This window comes from Burkholderiales bacterium (genome assembly GCA_036262035.1).
Taxonomy (GTDB): domain Bacteria; phylum Pseudomonadota; class Gammaproteobacteria; order Burkholderiales; family SG8-41; genus JAQGMV01.
This window is the reverse complement of the sequence record DATAJS010000010.1, coordinates 519,354-536,678: the sequence shown is the minus strand read 5'-3', so window position 1 is coordinate 536,678 and position 17,325 is coordinate 519,354. Positions and strand designations below refer to the sequence as shown.

General features: G+C 66.5%; 18 protein-coding genes. 10 read left to right on the top strand and 8 right to left on the bottom strand.

Going from position 1 to position 17,325, the window contains the following annotated elements:
• The first annotated feature begins 48 nt into the window (after window positions 1-48).
• Window positions 49-969 (top strand): hypothetical protein, encoded by a 921-nt coding sequence (locus VHP37_10565; protein HEX2826778.1) that lies wholly within the window; start codon window positions 49-51, stop codon window positions 967-969.
• Here VHP37_10565 and clpX read toward each other — a convergent pair.
• The 3 genes from clpX to VHP37_10550 all read right to left on the bottom strand — a co-directional run bounded on the left by clpX (window position 963) and on the right by VHP37_10550 (window position 3,607).
• On the bottom strand, window positions 963-1,958 hold the full coding sequence (gene clpX, locus VHP37_10560) for an ATP-dependent Clp protease ATP-binding subunit ClpX (protein ID HEX2826777.1): 996 nt from the start codon (window positions 1,956-1,958) through the stop codon (window positions 963-965). The genes VHP37_10565 and clpX overlap by 7 nt on opposite strands.
• Before the next feature lie 141 nt (window positions 1,959-2,099).
• Window positions 2,100-3,158, bottom strand: coding sequence for a 2-dehydropantoate 2-reductase (locus VHP37_10555; GenBank protein ID HEX2826776.1), 1,059 nt, complete (start codon window positions 3,156-3,158; stop codon window positions 2,100-2,102).
• Window positions 3,159-3,178: 20 nt separating this feature from the next.
• Complete coding sequence (locus VHP37_10550; GenBank protein HEX2826775.1) at window positions 3,179-3,607, bottom strand: type II 3-dehydroquinate dehydratase; 429 nt, start codon at window positions 3,605-3,607, stop codon at window positions 3,179-3,181.
• 84 nt (window positions 3,608-3,691) lie between these two features.
• Here VHP37_10550 and VHP37_10545 point away from each other — a divergent pair, with 84 nt between their 5' ends.
• The 5 genes from VHP37_10545 (at window position 3,692) to VHP37_10525 (ending at window position 8,663) form a co-directional block, all read left to right on the top strand.
• Window positions 3,692-4,690: a tripartite tricarboxylate transporter substrate binding protein gene (locus VHP37_10545; protein ID HEX2826774.1), complete on the top strand. Its 999-nt coding sequence runs from the start codon at window positions 3,692-3,694 to the stop codon at window positions 4,688-4,690.
• Window positions 4,687-5,292, top strand: coding sequence for a methyltransferase domain-containing protein (locus tag VHP37_10540; protein HEX2826773.1), 606 nt, complete (start codon window positions 4,687-4,689; stop codon window positions 5,290-5,292). The genes VHP37_10545 and VHP37_10540 overlap by 4 nt, the downstream gene beginning before the upstream one ends.
• A 17-nt stretch (window positions 5,293-5,309) precedes the next feature.
• Window positions 5,310-6,560, top strand: coding sequence for a CoA transferase (locus VHP37_10535; protein ID HEX2826772.1), 1,251 nt, complete (start codon window positions 5,310-5,312; stop codon window positions 6,558-6,560).
• Between the two features lie 90 nt (window positions 6,561-6,650).
• Window positions 6,651-7,505 carry an aldolase/citrate lyase family protein gene (locus VHP37_10530; protein HEX2826771.1) on the top strand — a complete coding sequence of 285 codons (855 nt, stop codon included), beginning with the start codon at window positions 6,651-6,653 and terminating at the stop codon, window positions 7,503-7,505.
• 141 nt (window positions 7,506-7,646) lie between these two features.
• Window positions 7,647-8,663, top strand: coding sequence for an amidohydrolase family protein (locus VHP37_10525; protein ID HEX2826770.1), 1,017 nt, complete (start codon window positions 7,647-7,649; stop codon window positions 8,661-8,663).
• Between the two features lie 97 nt (window positions 8,664-8,760).
• Here VHP37_10525 and VHP37_10520 read toward each other — a convergent pair whose 3' ends face one another.
• Window positions 8,761-9,726, bottom strand: coding sequence for a tripartite tricarboxylate transporter substrate binding protein (locus VHP37_10520; protein HEX2826769.1), 966 nt, complete (start codon window positions 9,724-9,726; stop codon window positions 8,761-8,763).
• A gap of 26 nt (window positions 9,727-9,752) precedes the next feature.
• Window positions 9,753-11,063: a malonyl-CoA decarboxylase gene (locus tag VHP37_10515; protein HEX2826768.1), complete on the bottom strand. Its 1,311-nt coding sequence runs from the start codon at window positions 11,061-11,063 to the stop codon at window positions 9,753-9,755.
• Window positions 11,064-11,091: 28 nt separating this feature from the next.
• On the opposite strand from VHP37_10515, the gene VHP37_10510 reads away from it, so the two are divergent.
• From VHP37_10510 to VHP37_10500, 3 genes are all read left to right on the top strand, one after another.
• Window positions 11,092-12,087, top strand: a complete 996-nt coding sequence (locus VHP37_10510; GenBank protein HEX2826767.1) for a quinone oxidoreductase — start codon at window positions 11,092-11,094, stop codon at window positions 12,085-12,087.
• A 72-nt stretch (window positions 12,088-12,159) separates the two neighbouring features.
• Window positions 12,160-13,116 (top strand): cyclase family protein, encoded by a 957-nt coding sequence (locus tag VHP37_10505; protein ID HEX2826766.1) that lies wholly within the window; start codon window positions 12,160-12,162, stop codon window positions 13,114-13,116.
• Between the two features lie 196 nt (window positions 13,117-13,312).
• Complete coding sequence (locus VHP37_10500) at window positions 13,313-13,885, top strand: DUF4124 domain-containing protein (GenBank protein HEX2826765.1); 573 nt, start codon at window positions 13,313-13,315, stop codon at window positions 13,883-13,885.
• Between the two features lie 13 nt (window positions 13,886-13,898).
• On the opposite strand, the gene VHP37_10495 is transcribed toward VHP37_10500, so the two are convergent.
• Both VHP37_10495 and VHP37_10490 read right to left on the bottom strand, forming a co-directional pair.
• On the bottom strand, window positions 13,899-14,831 hold the full coding sequence (locus tag VHP37_10495; protein HEX2826764.1) for a PaaI family thioesterase: 933 nt from the start codon (window positions 14,829-14,831) through the stop codon (window positions 13,899-13,901).
• Window positions 14,824-16,017, bottom strand: a complete 1,194-nt coding sequence (locus VHP37_10490; protein HEX2826763.1) for a CaiB/BaiF CoA-transferase family protein — start codon at window positions 16,015-16,017, stop codon at window positions 14,824-14,826. The genes VHP37_10495 and VHP37_10490 overlap by 8 nt, the downstream gene beginning before the upstream one ends.
• Before the next feature lie 124 nt (window positions 16,018-16,141).
• Between VHP37_10490 and VHP37_10485 the strand changes: the two genes are divergently transcribed.
• Complete coding sequence (locus VHP37_10485) at window positions 16,142-16,438, top strand: hypothetical protein (protein HEX2826762.1); 297 nt, start codon at window positions 16,142-16,144, stop codon at window positions 16,436-16,438.
• A 101-nt stretch (window positions 16,439-16,539) separates the two neighbouring features.
• On the opposite strand, the gene VHP37_10480 is transcribed toward VHP37_10485, so the two are convergent.
• Complete coding sequence (locus VHP37_10480; GenBank protein ID HEX2826761.1) at window positions 16,540-17,241, bottom strand: SDR family NAD(P)-dependent oxidoreductase; 702 nt, start codon at window positions 17,239-17,241, stop codon at window positions 16,540-16,542.
• Window positions 17,242-17,325: the final 84 nt, after the last annotated feature.

Here is a 17,325-nt window from a genome sequence, read left to right as displayed (position 1 = left end):
ACGATGGATCTTCGGCCGCTGCGGCGGCTACTCTGAAGGGAGGCGATCATGCGGTTCCTTCTTGCGATGCTCCTGCTCCTGCCGTCGCTCGCGCGGGCGGCGGTCCTCAACGTCGAGATTCACTTCGCGCCTTTCACCGGCGACCTCAAGAGCTCCAAGGTGCAGACGGTCCCCGGCAAGGCGTCGGTCTACGTGAACAACGTGCTGCTCACCGAAATGCCGGTCCAGCGCGACACCGTGCCGGTGCTGTTCGACGCGCGCGAGATCGCGGCGCCGGTCTGGATCACCAGCCAGTCGTTGGGACCCGGGCTGCGCAAAGGCAAGAACAAGGTGCGCATCGAGTTCGAGCCGACCGATCCGAAAGCCGCCTACATGACGCAGCTGCGCTGGAACGAGGTGACCGACCAGGTCACGCGCGGCACCAGCGCGTCGGGCGCGTCCACCTCGACCAACCAGGGCGCCGGCGGCGCCGACGTGAAGTCGGTCACCGGCAAGGTCGTGCTCGAGCGCGAGTTCGTCGCGGACTTCGCGACCGACCGGCCGTGGCATCACTACCCCGCGGTCGCCTCGCTCAGCGACGAGGACAAGAAGCGCCTCGCCGCGCTCGTTCGCGCGCGCATGGACGTGTGGAAGCCCGATTTCGCTGCGGCCTACAAGACGCTCTCGGGCGTCAAAGGCATCGACGTCGCCGAAGTGCGCAGGAACAAGTGTCTCGAGGCGGCCTACGCCGCCGGCGTGCGCATCACGTCAACCGCGCCCGACCAGCTCGAGTTCCAGACCACCGGCAATCCCGAAGTGGTCGTGAAGAGCCGTAAAGGCGAGCTCTATCCCGTCGCGGATACCAAGTCGTTCGACAAGATCAAGGGCAACGAGCTGCAGATGTGCGCCGGGATCGTGCTCTCGATCCTGTTCCCGGACCGGCTGGTGGTGGTGCGCAACCCGGCGGGAGAGTGGCAGGTCGCTTACTGAACGAACGTCGCGTCGGTGAAGAGGGAGGCGATGTGCACCTTCTTCACCTCCGGGCGGTCGGGGATCTCGTAGAGGATCGGCGTGATCATCTCCTCGAAGATGCCGCGTAACGATCGCGCGCCGGTCTTGTACTCGTAGGCGATCTCGGCGATCTGCTCGAAGGTGCGGCGCTCGATCTCGAGGTCGACGCCTTCGTTGGCGAAGATCGCCCGGAACTGGTTGTAGATCGAGTTGCGCGGCACCGTGAGGATCTCGACCAGCATCGGCCGGGTGAGATCGTGGAAAGTCGCGATGATCGGCAGCCGGCCCGTGAACTCGGGGATCAGGCCGAACTCGACGAGGTCGGTCGGCTTCACCCGCGTGTTGAGCCGGTCGAGGATGTTCTGGTTGTCGGTGTCCGACGTCGAGATGAAGCCGTAGCCGTGCGTCTTGGACATGATCTCCTCGAGCCCCACGAACGCCCCGCCGCAGATGAAGAGGATGTTCGTGGTGTCGAGATACTTGCCGCTGTGCAGCTTGACCGGCGAGCCTTCCATGATCTTCAGCAGCGCGTGCTGCACGCTCTCGCCCGAGAGCGTGCGCTGCTGGCCGTGCGGCGCCTTGAGCTTGTCGATCTCGTCGATGAAGACGATGCCGTTCTGCGCGCGCGCGATGTCGTCGTTCGCGCGGTCCACGAGGCGCTGCAGGATCGCGTCGATCTCCTCGTTGACGTAGCGCGTCTGGGCGAGCGAGGTCGCGTCGGCGGTGACGAACGGCACGTCGATGAAGCGCGACAGCGTCTCGCACATCAGCGTCTTGCCCGTGCCCGAAGGGCCGATGAGCATGACGTTGCTCTTGGCGATCTCGACCGAGGTCGCCTCCGACTGCTCGATCTTGCGGTAGTGCGAGTACACCGCCACCGCGAGCGTCTTCTTCGCGACCTCCTGGCCGACGACGTAGTCGTCCAAGTACCGCACGATCGAGCTGGGCTTGATGCTCCGATCTAACATTTCTTAAAAGCGATTAACCGCCAAGGACGCAAAGGACGCAAAGGAAGACTGAGCATCGCGAGCGCATGACGACGCGATGCTCGGTTTGTTTTGCTTTTCCTTTGCGTCCTTTGCGTCCTTTGCGGTTCAAATAAAAAAGCGTCAGCCGCCGAGGTGAGTCGGCGACTGTTTGATATCCCCGCGCTCGACCTGGTGCACGAGATCCACCAGCTTCTGGTGCGTCGGGGTCGGGATGCCGAGCATCTTGCCCTTGTCGACGATGAAGCCGTTCATGAAGTCGATCTCGGTGCGGCGGCCCTTGCGGATGTCCTGCGCCATCGACGGGCGCTGCTCGTCGCCGCGCGGATTGTCCTTGGCCTTCCTGATGAGATGCTCCTCGAGCTCGGTCATCGCGTCGGTGTTGCCGGCGGCCGCAATATCCCACAGCTCGGGGCGCGCGCCGCCGATCTTCTCGAGCTGGTAGCCGAGCGCGGTCGCCACGCGCACCGACTCGCCGCCGAGCTGGATCGAGAAGCGCCGCACCGCGTCGTTGATGTCGCACTGCGGGCTGGTGAGATTGGTCAGCGCCGAGACGCCGTTCCGAAGACCGTTCTGCGAGAGCTTCGACCAGCGCTCGCCCCACAGGTTGTTCGTGCCCTTGGCGCTGTCGATGCACTTGAACATCTCGACGAGCTCCTGCACGCGCCTGGTGATCGTGCCGTGCACTTCACCGACGCGGAACACCGTGTGCTTGTCGCCGCCCTTGGGGGCGGTGCGCACGATCTTCGCGGCATCGCGCATGTCGACCGAGATGACCGAGGCAACAACGCCGAGGGTCTTGCCCCAGCCGACGATGCCCGCGATCTTCTCCTCGTTCACGCAGTTCTGCAGCGACACCACGTAGCCGTCGGGCGCGAGATAGGGCTTGATCAGCATCGTCGCCCACTCGGTGTCGTACGACTTCACCGACACGAACGCGATGTCGATCGGCTTCTGCTTGGCGAGCGACTGCACCTCGGTGAGGTGCATGGTCTTCGCCTTGGTGACCGTGAACTTCTCTTCGGGCGTCACGCCGTCGAGCTCCAGCCCGCGCGAGCGTATCGCCTCGATGTTCTCCGGCCACATGTCGATCAGCGTCACGTCGTGGCCGTGATGCGCGAAATAGCCTCCCACGTAGCCGCCGAGCGCACCGGCGCCGACGAATGCGATTCTCTTGCCCATCGGTCCTCTCTCCTTGGTATTTAGCTTTTCAGCAGCTCGACCGTGCCGCGCAAGGCAAGGTAATAGCCGAACACCCCGTAACCCGCGAGCGCGCTGCGCGTCACGCGCGCGATCTCCGACACGCCGCCGCGTCGCGCGGGGTTAGACACATGCACTTCGACGGTCGGCGCATGCACCTCCGCGAGCGCGGCGGCGAGCGCGGGATGGCCGGTCGTGTAGCCCGCGGGATTGATGACGATCGCGTCGACGCTTTCCTTCGCCGCGCCGATCTTCGCGACCACCTCGCTCTCGACGTTCGAATGGAAGATCTCGACGTCGATCCCGAGCTCCTTCGCATAGCGGCGGATGTGCTCGTCGTATTCGGGCAGCGTCATCGTGCCGAAGATCTCGATCTTCTCCTTGCCGCGCATCTCCATGCCCTTGCCGTGCACCACCAGTACCTTCGCCATGCCTTCCCCCTCTATCGGTCGTCCTCGCCGATGTTACACGGGAGCGTTTAGAATCTCCGTCCGATTTTCCTTCGAGGAACCCCGATGAGCGCTCGTGCCTTTTACGCACGCGGCGCGTCGGTCCGCATGATGGCCGTCGCAATCGCCGCGACTTCCGCCACTGCCGTATCCGAAGCGTCCGCCCAGCATTTCCCCGGCAAACCCGTCCGCATCCTCGTCGGCGCGCCGCCCGGCGGCAGCAACGACATCTTCGCGCGGGCGATCGGCCAGCGCATCAGTCCCGCGCTCGGCCAGCCGGTCGTGGTCGACAACCGCCCCGGCGCCAACCAGCTCATCGCAGCGGACCTGTGCGCGAAAGCCGCGCCCGACGGGCACACGCTCTACATCACCACCACCTCGTTCGCCGCGGGCGTCGCGATCTCGCCCAAGCAGCCGTTCGATCCGGTGAACGACCTCACCGGCGTGTCGAAAGTCGGCAACGGGCCGATGGTGCTCGTGATCCATCCGTCGCTGCCGGCCAAGACCGCCAGGGACCTCGTCGCGATCGCCAAATCCAAACCCGGCCAGCTCAACTACACCTCGGCGGGCATCGGCAGCATCAACCACATGGCGATGGAAGTGCTGAAAGCGCAGGCGAAGATCGACGTCGTGCACATCCCGCACAAAGGAATGGCGCCGGCGCTGACCGATCTCATGGCGGGCAACGTCCAGATCCTCATCGTGAGCCTGCCTTCGGTCGCGGCTCAGATGAAATCGGGCCGCCTGCGCGCGCTCGGCGTGACGGGGCCCAAGCGCACGAGCTTCGCGCCCGAGCTGCCGACCGTTTCCGAGTCCGGCGTCCCCGGCTACGAAGCGACGCTGTGGTGGGGCATCTTCGCGCCGTCCAAAACGCCGAAGGACGTGATCGCACGACTGAACGGCGAGATCAACAAGACGCTGACGTCGGCCGAGATGAAGAAAGTCTTCACCGACTTCGGCGCCGAGCCCGAGCCGACCACGCCCGAAGCGTTCAGCAGCTTCGTGAAGTCCGAGATCGCGAAGTGGACGAAGGTGGTGAAGGCGGCGAACATCAAGCCCGAATGACGAAGGAGCGGGTCCGCCACGTGCTCAACGTCGGCGGCAACAATCGCAGCATACCGCTGCCGCCTCAGTACGCGGGCTGGGAGCAGATCGTGCTCGACGTCGACCCGCGCGGCGAGCCCGACCTGGTATGGGACGCGCGCGAGCTCTCGAAGCTCGCGCCGCATCTCTACGACGCGGTGTACTGCTCGCACAATCTCGAGCATTACCATCGCCACGAGGTGCCGCGCGTGCTCGCCGGCTTCCTGCACGTATTGAGGCCCGGCGGCTTCGCGCACATCCGCGTGCCCGACATGGGCGAGCTGATGCGCACCGTGGTGGCGAAAGAGCTCGACATCGACGATTTCCTGTACGAGTCGCCCGCCGGACCGATCACGGTGCGCGACGTAATCTACGGTTACGCCGCCGAGATCGAGCACAGCGGCAACGACTTCTACGCTCACAAGACCGGCTTCACGGTGAAATCGCTGACCGCGGCGCTCCTCGCCAGCGGCTTTACGCGCGCCTACACCCATACCCGCGACCTCGAGATCGTCGCGGTGGCTTTCGCGGGCGAGCCCGACGACTACGCGCGGCGGCTGTGGGGCCTGCCGGCGGGCGAATAGAACACGAGGTGATACGAGTGGCACTTACGAAGAGAACCTATACCCCCGAGGCGCGCGGCACGCTCGAAGGCGTGCGCGTCCTCGACCTCTCCCGCCTCGTCGCCGGCAACCAGCTCACGCAGGTGCTCGGCGATTACGGCGCCGAGGTGATCAAGGTCGAGCCGCCGGCGGGCGACACGCTGCGCGCGTGGAAGATCAAAGGCGTCGAGACCAACTGGAAGATCTACGCGCGCAACAAGAAGAGCCTGTGCCTGGAGCTGCGCGTCGCGGAGGCGCGCGAGGCCCTGCTGAAGCTCGTCGAGACCGCGCACGTCTTCTGCGAGAGCTTCCGGCCCGGCACCCTGGAGAAGATGGGGCTCGGCCCCGACGTGCTGCTCGCGCGCAACCCGAAGCTCGTCATCGTGCGCATCTCGGGTTTCGGACAGGGCGGACCCTATCGCCGCCGGCCGGGTTTCGGGACGCTGGTCGAAGGCATGTCGGGCTTCGCCTCGTTCAACGGCTTCGCCGACCGCGAGCCGGTGCTGCCGCCGATGTATCTCGCGGACACGCTCGCCGGGCTGTACGGCTCGACCGCGGTGATGATCTGCTTACGCGAAGTGGAGCAGAAAGACGGCAAGGGACAGGTGATCGATCTGTCGCTGCTCGACCCGATGTTCGCCGTGCTCGGACCGCAGGCGGCGAACTACCGGCTCACCAACAAGGTGAAGCCGCGCACCGGAAGCCGCTCGACCAACGCCGGCCCGCGCAACGCCTACCGCTGCAAGGACGGCCATTACGTCTGCCTGTCGGCGTCGACGCAGAAGATGGCCGAGCGCGTCTTCCGCTCGATCGGCCGGCCCGAGCTCGTCGACGATCCGCGCTACCGCACCAATGAAGAGCGCGTGAAGCACGCGCCCGAGCTCGACGAGATCATCGGCGGTTTCATCGCGCAGAAGACTCAGGCCGAGAACGTCGCGTTCTTCGAGCAGGCCGAAGTGACGATCGGCCCCATCTACGACATCTCGCAGATCGTCGACGACCCGCATTTCGTCGAGCGCGAGCTCATCGCCGACTATCCCGACGAGGACATGCAGACCTTCCCGATGCACCACGTCGTGCCGCGTCTTTCGGGCACGCCGGGAACGATACGCACGCCCGCGCCGAAGCTCGGGCAGCACAACCGCGCGCTGCTCGCGGAAGTCGGGGTAGACGGCCCCGCTTACCAGGCGCTCGTGCAGAAGGGCGCGGTGTGCGACGGCGCGCCGGCCAAAGAAGAACCCGCCCAATGATGCGTAGGGTGCGCGCGAGCGCACCGCGCCTTTAACGGTGCGTTGGCACGCACCCTACGGACCCTAGCGACCAACTGGAGGAACTTCACAATGGAAATCCCGCGTCTGAACGGCATCATCAAGCAGCTCGAGCAGGGCAGGAACACCTTCGTGAGCTTCGCGCCCGCGGACATCGGCAACACGATCAGCCAGGCGACCGAGCCGTACGACGGCATCGTGTTCGAGATGGAGCACAACGGCTACGACATCGCGCAGCTTCGCCACTGTCTCCAGTACCTGCTCAACCGCCGCCAGATCGTGCAGTCGGGCTCGCTCGCGCCGGCGGTGACGCCGATGGTGCGCATCCCGCCGAACGGCTCGGAGATGAACCAGTGGGTCGCCAAGCAGGTGCTCGACAGCGGGGTGTTCGGCATCGTGTGGCCGCACGTCTCTACGGTGCAGGAAGCCTATAACGCGGTCGCCTCGTGCCGTTACGCGCGCCCCGAAGGCGCGCCGAGATTCGAGCCTCGCGGCCAGCGCGGCGACGCGCCCGCGGCGGCGGCGCGCTACTGGGGCCTGACGCAGCCCGAGTACTACGAGCGCGCCGACGTCTGGCCGCTCGACCCCAAGGGCGAGGTCCTCGTCGCCATCATGTGCGAGGACGTCGTCGGCATGAAGAACCTGCCGAAGATCCTCGAGGAAGTGCCGGGCATCGGCGCGGTCGTCATCGGCGAAGGCGACCTCTCGCAGAACCTCGGTTTCCCGCGCCAGTACGATCATCCCACCGTCGCCGGCGCCATCGGCGAGATCCTCGCGATCTGCAAGGAGCACAACGTCGCCTGCGGCCATCCTCACGTGGACGAGAAGAACGTGAAGACGGTGATCGAGCAGGGCTTCAAGTGGCTCATGCCGAAGCCGGAGCGGTCGAACGCCGCGCTGGCGATGGGACGCAAACTGACGGCGTAGCTCGCGAAAGCGCGCTACGCCGTCATCGCGAGGAGCGCGGCAGCGCGACGTGGCGATCTCGTGGCGCACGTAATGGTTGCCGAGCGCCTCGGGATTGCTTCGCCGCTGCGCTCCTCGCAATGACAGCACGAGGTATCAACGATGATCATCGACTGCCACGGGCATTACACCACCGAGCCGAAAGGACTGATCGACTTCCGCAAGCGCCAGACCGCGGCGTTCGGCGAAGGCCGCGCGTTGTCGCCCGACTTCAAGGTCTCCGACGACGAGATCCGCGAGACGATCGAGCCCAACCAGCTCCGCATACAAAAAGAGCGCGGCGTCGACCTCACGATCTTCTCGCCGCGCGCGGGCGGCATGGCGCACCACGTCGGCGACGAGCGCACCAGCCTCGACTGGAGCCGCGCGAGCAACGACATGATCCACCGCGTGTGCACGGTCTTTCCGGAGAATTTCGCCGGCGTGTGCCAGTTGCCGCAGTCACCGGGCGTGAGCCCCAGGGGCTGCATCGCCGAGCTCGTACGCTGCGTCGAAGAGCTCGGCTTCGTCGGCTGCAACCTGAACCCCGATCCTTCGGATGGTTACTGGACAGGCCCGCCGATCACCGACGCATACTGGTATCCGCTCTACGAGAAGCTCGTCGATCTCGACGTGCCGGCGATGATCCACGTCTCGACGTCGTGCAATCCGAACTTCCATCACACCGGCGCGCACTACATCAACGGCGACACGACCGCCTTCATGCAGCTCGTCACGGGGCATCTGTTCAAGGATTTCCCCGGCCTGCGCCTCATCATCCCCCACGGCGGCGGCGCGGTGCCGTATCACTGGGGACGCTACAAGGGGCTCGCGCAGGACATGAAGCGCCCGCCCATAGCCTCGCTCATGAAGAACGTCTATTTCGACACCTGCGTCTATCACAAGCCGGGCATCGAGCTCCTGCTCGAAGTCGTGCCGGAGGACAACGTGCTCTTCGCCTCCGAGATCCTCGGTGCGGTCAAAGGCGTCGACCCCGATACCGGGTTCAACTACGACGACACCAGGCGCTATATCGACGGCGTCGAGTGGCTGTCGGCGGAGCGGAAAGCGAAGGTGTTCAGCGGCAATGCGCTCAAGGTCTATCCGCGGCTCGCCACAAGACTGAAGTCAGCCAAGTAAAGGAAGGGAGGTTCAAGGAGGGAAACCTCGGTTTCCCTCCTTGGCGTTCATCCGGCCCGCAGGGCCAAAGTTGCGTGAGCGCATACAGATCGATTGGTTAATCGATCTGTATGTTTGCGCTCTTGGCAACTTTGGCCCACTTGGCGATTTCCGCGGTGACGAAACCCGCCATGTCCTTCGGATTGTTCGGTCCGACGGTCGCGCCCTGCGACTCCCACACCCTCTTCACCTCGGGCGCGGCGAGCCCCTTGTTGATCTCGGACACGAGGCGATCCTGGACGTCCTTCGGCACGCCGGCCGGCGCCCACAGCGCATACCACGTCGTCACCACGTAGCCTTTCACGCCCGCTTCCGCGGCGGTCGGTACGTACGGCAGCGCGAACGACCGGGTCGCCGAAGCGACCGCGAGCGGATGGATGGACCCCGATTTGATGTGCTGCGCGGAGGAGCCGAGCCCGTCGAACATGAGGTCGACCTGGCCCGCGATGAGGTCCTGCAGCGCAGGCCCCGCGCCTTTGTACGGCACGTGCGCCAGATCGACCCCGGCAATCTGCTTGAAAAGCTCGCCCGCGAGGTGGTGCGAGGTGCCGTTGCCCGCCGACGCGTAGTTGAGCTTGCCCGGGTTCTTCTTCGCGTACTCGAGGAAGCTCCTCAGATCGCGCTGCGCCACGCGTTTGGCGTTCACCACGATCACCTGCGGCACCACCGCGACGACCGCGAGCGGAACGAAATCCTTTTCGATGTTGTACTCGAGCTTCTTGTAGACGCTCGGCGCGATGGCGTGATGCACGGCGCCCATGAAGATCGAGTGGCCGTCCTTCGGACCCCGCGCCGCGATGCTCGCGCCGAGGGTGCCCCCGGCGCCGCCGCGGTTGTCGATGATCACCTGCTGACCGATCTGCTTGCTCATCGTCGCCGCAAGCGGCCTCGCGAACGCCTCGGTGCCGCCGCCCGGCGGGAACGGCACGATCATGATGACGGGCTTGGCGGGCCAGCTCTGCGCCCCCGCGGGCAGCGCGGTGAGCGCGGCCGCCGCGGCGGCAACGATGGTCTTGAGCTTCATTCGGTCTCCTCCCTTGTGTTGTTCGATCAGGTCATGCTTTCGATACGGCGGCTCGAGACGACCTCGCCGCGGACGTAGCGCTCGTGGTTGGCTTCGACGGCGGACAGATCGTACAGGTAATTCACCATGAGGCCGAGCGATTCGCGCATCCCTTTCGCCGAAAGATCGGCGCCGATATTGATGCGCTCGAGCCGCGCGCCGTTGTCGAGGTGAAAACGCGCGACCGGGTCGCCGTGCCGGGCGGCGCTCGTGCGCGCGAGAAAGACCGCCGCGCATTGCGTGAGCCGCGCCTCGTCGTCGCCCGACAGCGCGCGGGCGGTCGCGACGTCGGCCAATCCTTCGAAGTCGTCGCCGTAGCGCGTGCGCAGCGATTTGACGGCGGAAGCGACGCGGTTGCGCAGCTTCGCGGGCCACTCCTCCGGAAGTGCGTCGACGTCGAGCCTGGTCAGCCACGCGCGGAAAGAGGGGATCGGCGACAGCGTGCAGAAGCGCTTCACCTGCGGCATCTCGGCCTGGAGCTCCTGTGCGACGCGCTTGATCAGGAAGTTGCCGAGCGACACGCCGCGCAGTCCCGGCTCGCAGTTGCTGATCGAATAGAAGACCGCGACGCGCGGCGGCACCGAGCTTTCCTTCGCGACCGGCGCGCGGATGAGCTGCTCGATATAGCGCGGGATCGCGTGCACCAGCGCGACCTCGACGAAGATCAGGGGCTCGCCCGGGAGCTGCGGATGGAAGAAGGCGAAGCAACGGCGGTCGGGCTGTAGGCGCCGGCGCAGGTCGGTCCAGTCGGTGATCGCGTGCACCGCCTCGTGGCGGATGATCTTCTCCAGCAGCGCGGCGGGTGAATGCCAGTCGACTTGCTGCAGGCGCAGGAAGCCGGGGTTGAACCACGAGGCGAGCAGGTGCGCAAAATCGGAATCGACCGCGGCCAGGCGCTTGTCGTCCTTCAGCGCTTTCAGCAGGTCGCGCCGCATGCCGATGATCGCCGCGGTGCCGCCCGGCGCGCGGTTGATGCGGCGCAGGAGCTCCTGCCGCGGCGGCTCGACCACGCGCTGCAGCTCGAGCACGTGCTCGGCGTCGGGTTTCTCGGCGTACGCCTTGGCGGCTTTCAGCACGCGCTCGCGGTCGGGGGCGAGCGTGCTGTCGAGGTACTGGAAGAACGCGAGCCGCGCCTCCGGGCTGAGCTTCGCATAGGCGCCGATCACGTCTTCCGCGATCGCCGCGCTGTTGGCGGTGCCGCCTTCCGACAGCAGCCGCGAGCAGAGCTGCTGGATGTCCTTGAGCGCAGCGGCGCTGCGCGACGCATCCGAACGCTGGAAGAGACTGGTGAGTATCATCGGATATCTATCATAGCCGGTACCCATCATGAAAAGCGTGCAGATCGACCGCTACGGCGGCCCCGAAGTCATCGTCAGGCGCGATGTAGACGTTCCCGAACCCGGCCCGGGAGAGGTGCTGGTGCGTCTCGCCTACTCGGGGATCAACTTCATGGACGTTCACACCCGCCAGGGCAAATACGCGGGCTCTCAGACGTATCCCGTACGCCTGCCGACGACGCTCGGCATGGAAGGCTCGGGCGCGGTGGAAGCGGTCGGAGCCGGCGTCGCCGATTTCGTACCGGGCGACCGCGTCGCGTATTGCCTGGTCTGGAGCAGCTACGCCGAATACGCGGTCGTGCCTGCGTGGCGCCTGGTCAAAGTGCCGGACGCGTTGACGCTCGACATGGCCGCCGCATCGGTGTTTCACGGTTTCACCGCGCACTACCTCGCGCACGACGTCGGCAGGCTGGCGCCGGGGCGGACGTGTCTCATCCACGCCGCCTCGGGCGGCATCGGCCAGATCCTCATCCAGCTCGCGAAACGTGCCGGCGCGACGGTGCTCGCGACCACCAGCAGCGAAGAGAAAGCCGCGGTCGCACGCTCGCGCGGCGCCGACGTGACGATGCTCTACGACGGCGGCCGCTTCGCCGAAGCGGTGCGTGAGGCGACCGGCGGCGAAGGCGTGGACGTGGTGTTCGATCCGATCGGCAAGGCGACGCTGCGCGACAGCTTCCGCGCCTGCGCCAAGCGCGGCCTCATCGTCGCCTACGGCAGCGTCTCGGGCTCGGTGCGCGACCTCGATCCCATCGAGCTGGGCGAAGCGGGGTCGCTCTATCTCACGCGCCCCCGCCTCGCCGATCACCTGCAGAATGCGCAGGAGATTCGCCGCCGCGCCGCCGACATCTTCGGCGCGCTCGTCGACGGTTCGCTGAAGATCGCCATCGGCGGTTACTACTCTCTGGACAACGTCGAAGAAGCGCACGAAGCGCTCGAGCACCGCCACAACATCGGCAAACCGCTGGTCGCCATCAGAACCGATTGATCCGCCACGGTCGGGGTCTGACCCCGGCCTTATCGGGGTCAGACCCCGGTTTTACACATGGAGGGATACGTCATGACTCGCTCGCGTTTCGTGCTGGTGTCGCTCGTCCTCGCCGCCGCGGCGGCGCAAGCCCAACAACCTTCGTGGACCGTTCCCGAGCCTTCGGCGCGATGCCCCTCCCGATGGGGCGCCGGAGACGAGCGAGGCTCGATGAATCTCCAGAGCCCGCCCCTCATCCAGAACGCCGCCAAGCTCATCCAGCTCGGCGAGATCGTCGAGCTCGGCCACGTGCTCAACAACAACATGCCGATGTCGGCGACGCGGCAGTACAACCTGCACACCAAGCGCACGTTCATGAACCCGCAATCGAACCAGCGCGGGTCGAACGAAGAGCTGGTGACGAGCGAGATGGGGCAGGTCGGCACGCAGTTCGACGGCTTCGCGCACCAGATGCATCGGGATCTCTTCTACAACTGCGTGAAGCTCGACGACGTCCAGACACGCAACGGCTTCACCAAGTTCGGCATCCACAACGTCGGCGCGATCTTCACGCGCGGCATCCTGCTCGACATCGCGGCGCTGAAAGGCGTGGACGTCATCATGGGCGGCTACGAGATCACGGTGGCCGATCTCGAAGCGGCGCTGCAGAAACAGGGCACGCGCATCCAGCCCGGCGACGCGGTGCTCATCCACACCGGCTGGGGCAAGCTCTGGGGCAAGGACAACAAGACCTACCAGTTCGCGGGGCACGCGGGCATCGGCGTGCAGGCCGCGCTATGGCTCGCCAGGCAGGACCCGATACTGCTCGGCGCGGACAACGGCACGGTGGAAATCTCACCCAATCCCGACAAGCAGATCTCGCTGCCGGTGCACCAGATCGCGCTGGTCGTCTACGGCATCCACCTGCTGGAGAACCTGAAGCTCGACGAGCTCGCGGCGAAGAAGGTCTACGAGTTCGCGTTCATCATGCAGCCGATCAAGATGCAGGGCGCGACGGGGTCGACCGTCGCGCCGATCGCGGTGCGTTGATGGCGGTCATTGCGAGGAGCGGTAGCGACGAAGCAATCCCGGAGCGTCCGGAAGGGGGATTCCGTGCGCCACGGGATCGCCACGGCGCCTTCGGCGCCTCGCGATGACGGTGGTGATCTTCACCGTCGCGGCCACACCACGGCCTGCTCGCCCGCCTTCACGTTTCCGGGCCTGCCCGTTGCACCGGGTAGGCATTATGAGCACGCACCTGCACCCCCTGCTGCGCGCCGCCCTCGCCGCGGCGCTCGTGGCGTCGGCTCCCGCCGGGCACGCCCAGATGTATCGCTGGCTCGACGCGAACGGATCGGTCACTTTCTCCAACCAGTTGCCGAGCAACATGAACACGGTGACGGATCTCACCGTCGTTCTCGAAAACCTCGACGGCACCGTTCCGAACGACAAGCGCTCGGCCGCGCCGCCCCGCGCGGCCGACGATACGCGCAGGCCGACGGTCGCCGACGTGGTCGACAGCTTCGATCGAGGCCCCGCGAATGCGACGCCGCCGCGCGCCACGGTCGCTCCGGGTCTGACCGAAGCGACCCGCGACCCGTGCCTCATCAGCGCCGATCCGAAGTGCATCGAGAAGAACAAGGCGGCCTACGTCCCGGGTCGCGGCTACTCGCCGGGCTCGGTGGCGGTCGGGAGCACATCGAGCGCGAGCGCCGGTGGCGCGGTGGGCGGCGGCGGACCGCCGAAGCTCACGGCGCCGAAAGCGAGCGCTTACGCGCTGCCGCCCGGCAGCGAAGCACCGGGAAGCGCGAAACGCTAAGCGAAGCGCGAAACTAGGCGCCGTCCGCCGCGGCGGCAATATGTTGCGAGGTCGCTTCGAGCACGAGCTTGCCTTCGGCGCTGAGTATCTGCGTGCGCACCACCGCCAGCGTGCGGCCCTGCTGCACGACCTTCGACCGCACCCTGAGCCGCGCACCGTCGCCCGGCCGCACGAACCACGCGCTGACGTTGGATAGCGCCATCTGCGGCACGGCCGCGCCGGCGGTCTGCACCGCCATGCCGAGCAGAATCCCGCCGTGGACGTGCCCGGTGCGGTTGCCGAGATGCGGGCCGACGGGAACGTCGAGACGCGCTTTGCCGTCGCCGCCTTGGGGAATGCCGCACCAGAACCGATCGATGAACGGATGCGCGGGCGTAGCCGCACGCTCTGCCGCGGCGCAGCGCTTCACCGCGGTGCGCTCGTAATCGTCGAGCTCGGCGTCGCGATCGAACTCGAGACCCGCCGGCGCCCACGGCTCGCGCGCCTGCGTCCTGCCTTCGGGCAGGTCGAGCATGAGGAAAGCGCCCGACACGTACGCGACGACGCGCTCATCGCAGGTGACCGTGCCGCTGGACAGCGCATGCTTCACTGCGGCTGCGCCGGCGTGCTCGAGCAGGCGCGCCCGGCAGACGGCGTGTCCGGTCATCGGCACGCCGGTCATCTGCATCTGAAGCTGCACGGTCGCCGGCCTTTGCGTCGGCGGCGACTTGAGCCGTGTCACCGCGCCCAGGCCGATGTCGAGCAACACGCCGAGCGCCGGCCAGTTGAGCTCGCCGCGCACGTCGCGCGACCACTCGCCGTCGTCGAACGTGAGATCGATGCCGTCGTCGCCGACGTGGCGGCCGGAAAGGCCCATGAACAGGCCGGGGAAATTGAGCTTGGCTGCGCGGTTCGCCCGCAGCGCCTGCGCCACCCGCGCGCAGAGGGCGGACTCGCGTCTAGGCAACCGCTCCCGCTTTCCGCATCGCTTCGATGTCCGCCTTGCTGTAGCCGACCGACGCCAGCACTTCGTCGGTGTGCTGTCCGAGCGTGGGCGGCGGCGTCTGGATCGACGGGCCGTCGTGCTCGAACTTGAAGCCCGCGAGCGGGACGGTCATCGGCTTGTCGACGCCGGGCACGTTCTCGTGCCGGTGGAGCACCCCGCGATGCTTCAGATGCGGGTCCTGGAGCGTCTCCTTCAGCTCGCGCACCCGCGTCGCCGGCACGTGCTTGGACTGGAAGTAGTCCTCCCACTCCTGCGCCGTCTTCTCCTTGAGCTTGCGCGCGATCATGTCGTGCTTCTCGTCGTAGCGCCCGTAGCGCTCGTCGAGGCTGTAGCGCTCGGCTTCGGCGTGCTCGCCGATCGCGGCGTAGAAACGGCGATGCTGGCGGGCATTGGACGCGGCGAGCTGCACCAGGCCGTCGCTCGCCTCGTGCATGGAGGACTCGGGGAAGCGCATCCGGTTGCCCGCGCGCTTGGTCGCGTGGCCGCTGTGGAAGTAGTCGGTGATGTGCGAGGCCTGGAGGATGAGCGCCACGTCGAGCATGGCCATGTCGATGTGCTGACCTTTGCCGGTGCGCATCGTCTGGTACAGCGCTGCCGAGATCGCGAACGCGCCGGTGGTGCCGACCGCGTAATCGATGACCGGGGCGCCGACCTTGATCGGGCCGCTTTCCTGGGTGCCGGTGGTGGCCGTGATACCCGAGGTCGCCTGGATCGCGTGGTCGTAGGCGGTCATGTTGCCGCGCGGGCCGTCCTGGCCGAACGCGGTCATCGACGCGTAGACGAGCTTCGGGTTGAGCTTCGCGAAATCCTCGTAGCCGAGACCGAGCGCCTTGAGCGCGCCGGGCCGGTAGTTCTCGACGAAGACGTCGGCCCAGTCCTTCACCAGGCGCTTGAGCGCTTCCTGCCCCTGCTTCGTCTTCAGGTTGAGCGCGATCGAGCGCTTGTTCGATCCCTGGGTGATGAAGCCGGTGCCCATGCGCTTCTTGTTCAGCGCCATGTCGGCGCCCGACTCGCGGCTCTGGTCGGGCTCGTTGGGGTCCTCGACCTTGATCACGTCGGCGCCGAGCACGCCGAGCTGGTATGCCGCGAACGGTCCCGCGAGCACGTGCGTGCAGTCGAGTATCTTCACGCCTTCGAACGGTCGCATCTTCATTCCTCCATCACATGTCGACCGTCATTATAAGAGGCCGGGAACGCTTCAAACCCGTTGAAATCCGCCGCGCTTTGGGTGCATGCTTCAACTGCAATCGTCCACTCGGGAGGGCATAGCCATGGCAGCGAAGAAAAAAGCGTCGAAGAAAAAAGCGTCCAAGAAGAAGGCATCGAAGAAGAAAGCAGTCCGCAAAGCGACGAAGAAAACCACGACCCGGCGCGCGGTCAAGAAAGGCGGCAAGAAGAAAGCGCCCGCCCGCAAGGCCGGCCGCAGGCAGGCTGCAAAGAAACCGGCCGCCAGGAAAGCGCCGGCACGCAAAGCGCGCAGGCGTCCGGCCAGGAAATCCGGCGCGGCGCCGGCCGGGGCAGCGCCCGCGGCCGCCATGCCGCGCGCCGAAGACGCGATGGGCGAGTAGGTTGTCATCGCGAGGCGCCGGCAGGCGCCGAAGCGATCTCGTGGCGCACGCAACGGACGCCCCGGATTGCTTCGTCGCCGCCGCTCCTCGCAATGACGAGGTCAGAACTTCTCGACCCAGGGCCGAAGCTCGACCTCCCACGTCCACGCGCTGCGCGGCTGGCGCAGCACGTTGAGATAGGTCAGCGCGATCGCGTCGGGGTCGAGCATCGAATCGGGCGCGTCGGACGGCGGCGTGCGGTCCGGCCGCGCGATCGCACCGTCGATCACGAAGTGCGCGACGTGTATCCCTTGCGGCTGGAGCTCGCGCGCCATGCTTTGCGCGAGCCCGCGTAAGGCGAACTTGCCCATCGCGAACGCCGCCGACTGCGCGTAGCCCTTGACGCTCGCCGAGGCGCCGGTCAGGAGGATTGCGCCGTGCTTGCCGGCCAGCATGCGCTTGGCGGCCTGCTGCGCGACGAGAAAGCCGCCGTAGCCGCTGACCGCGATCGCGCGCTCGACTTCGCCCGGGTCGAGATCGGCGACCGGTCCGCGCACGCGGCCGCTCGCGTTGTAGACCACCACGTCCGGCGCGCCCCCCGCCGATTCGACGCTCGCAAAGAGGCGTTGCACGTGCGCGGCATTCGTGGCGTCGCACGGGTAGGCCCGCGCGCCGATCTCCTTGCACAGGCCGTCGAGCTTGGACGGATCGCGCGCGGCGAGCGCCACCTGCAGACCCTCGCGCGTGAAAAGCCGCGCGAGCGAAGCGGACAGGCCGGAACCGGCGCCGACGATGAGCGCGCGCTTGTATTCGGGAGCTTTCATGGGGTCCTCGCGACTGAACTCGAAGTCGCGTTATGGTATCAACTCCGGTGCGGCCAACGCCCGGCTGCCCGTTCCATAACAAGC

What these genes read in the sequence shown, in the direction of transcription:
- VHP37_10505 (HEX2826766.1), top strand. Translation starts at nt 12,160, where the DNA reads ATGACTCGCTCGCGTTTCGTGCTGGTGTCGCTCGTCCTCGCCGCCGCG.
- VHP37_10550 (HEX2826775.1), bottom strand. Translation starts at nt 3,607, where the DNA reads ATGGCGAAGGTACTGGTGGTGCACGGCAAGGGCATGGAGATGCGCGGC.
- VHP37_10500 (HEX2826765.1), top strand. Translation starts at nt 13,313, where the DNA reads ATGAGCACGCACCTGCACCCCCTGCTGCGCGCCGCCCTCGCCGCGGCG.
- VHP37_10480 (HEX2826761.1), bottom strand. Translation starts at nt 17,241, where the DNA reads ATGAAAGCTCCCGAATACAAGCGCGCGCTCATCGTCGGCGCCGGTTCC.
- VHP37_10515 (HEX2826768.1), bottom strand. Translation starts at nt 11,063, where the DNA reads ATGATACTCACCAGTCTCTTCCAGCGTTCGGATGCGTCGCGCAGCGCC.
- VHP37_10485 (HEX2826762.1), top strand. Translation starts at nt 16,142, where the DNA reads ATGGCAGCGAAGAAAAAAGCGTCGAAGAAAAAAGCGTCCAAGAAGAAG.
- VHP37_10555 (HEX2826776.1), bottom strand. Translation starts at nt 3,158, where the DNA reads ATGGGCAAGAGAATCGCATTCGTCGGCGCCGGTGCGCTCGGCGGCTAC.
- VHP37_10545 (HEX2826774.1), top strand. Translation starts at nt 3,692, where the DNA reads ATGAGCGCTCGTGCCTTTTACGCACGCGGCGCGTCGGTCCGCATGATG.
- VHP37_10520 (HEX2826769.1), bottom strand. Translation starts at nt 9,726, where the DNA reads ATGAAGCTCAAGACCATCGTTGCCGCCGCGGCGGCCGCGCTCACCGCG.
- VHP37_10540 (HEX2826773.1), top strand. Translation starts at nt 4,687, where the DNA reads ATGACGAAGGAGCGGGTCCGCCACGTGCTCAACGTCGGCGGCAACAAT.
- VHP37_10510 (HEX2826767.1), top strand. Translation starts at nt 11,092, where the DNA reads ATGAAAAGCGTGCAGATCGACCGCTACGGCGGCCCCGAAGTCATCGTC.
- VHP37_10530 (HEX2826771.1), top strand. Translation starts at nt 6,651, where the DNA reads ATGGAAATCCCGCGTCTGAACGGCATCATCAAGCAGCTCGAGCAGGGC.
- VHP37_10525 (HEX2826770.1), top strand. Translation starts at nt 7,647, where the DNA reads ATGATCATCGACTGCCACGGGCATTACACCACCGAGCCGAAAGGACTG.
- VHP37_10490 (HEX2826763.1), bottom strand. Translation starts at nt 16,017, where the DNA reads ATGCGACCGTTCGAAGGCGTGAAGATACTCGACTGCACGCACGTGCTC.
- clpX (HEX2826777.1), bottom strand. Translation starts at nt 1,958, where the DNA reads ATGTTAGATCGGAGCATCAAGCCCAGCTCGATCGTGCGGTACTTGGAC.
- VHP37_10565 (HEX2826778.1), top strand. Translation starts at nt 49, where the DNA reads ATGCGGTTCCTTCTTGCGATGCTCCTGCTCCTGCCGTCGCTCGCGCGG.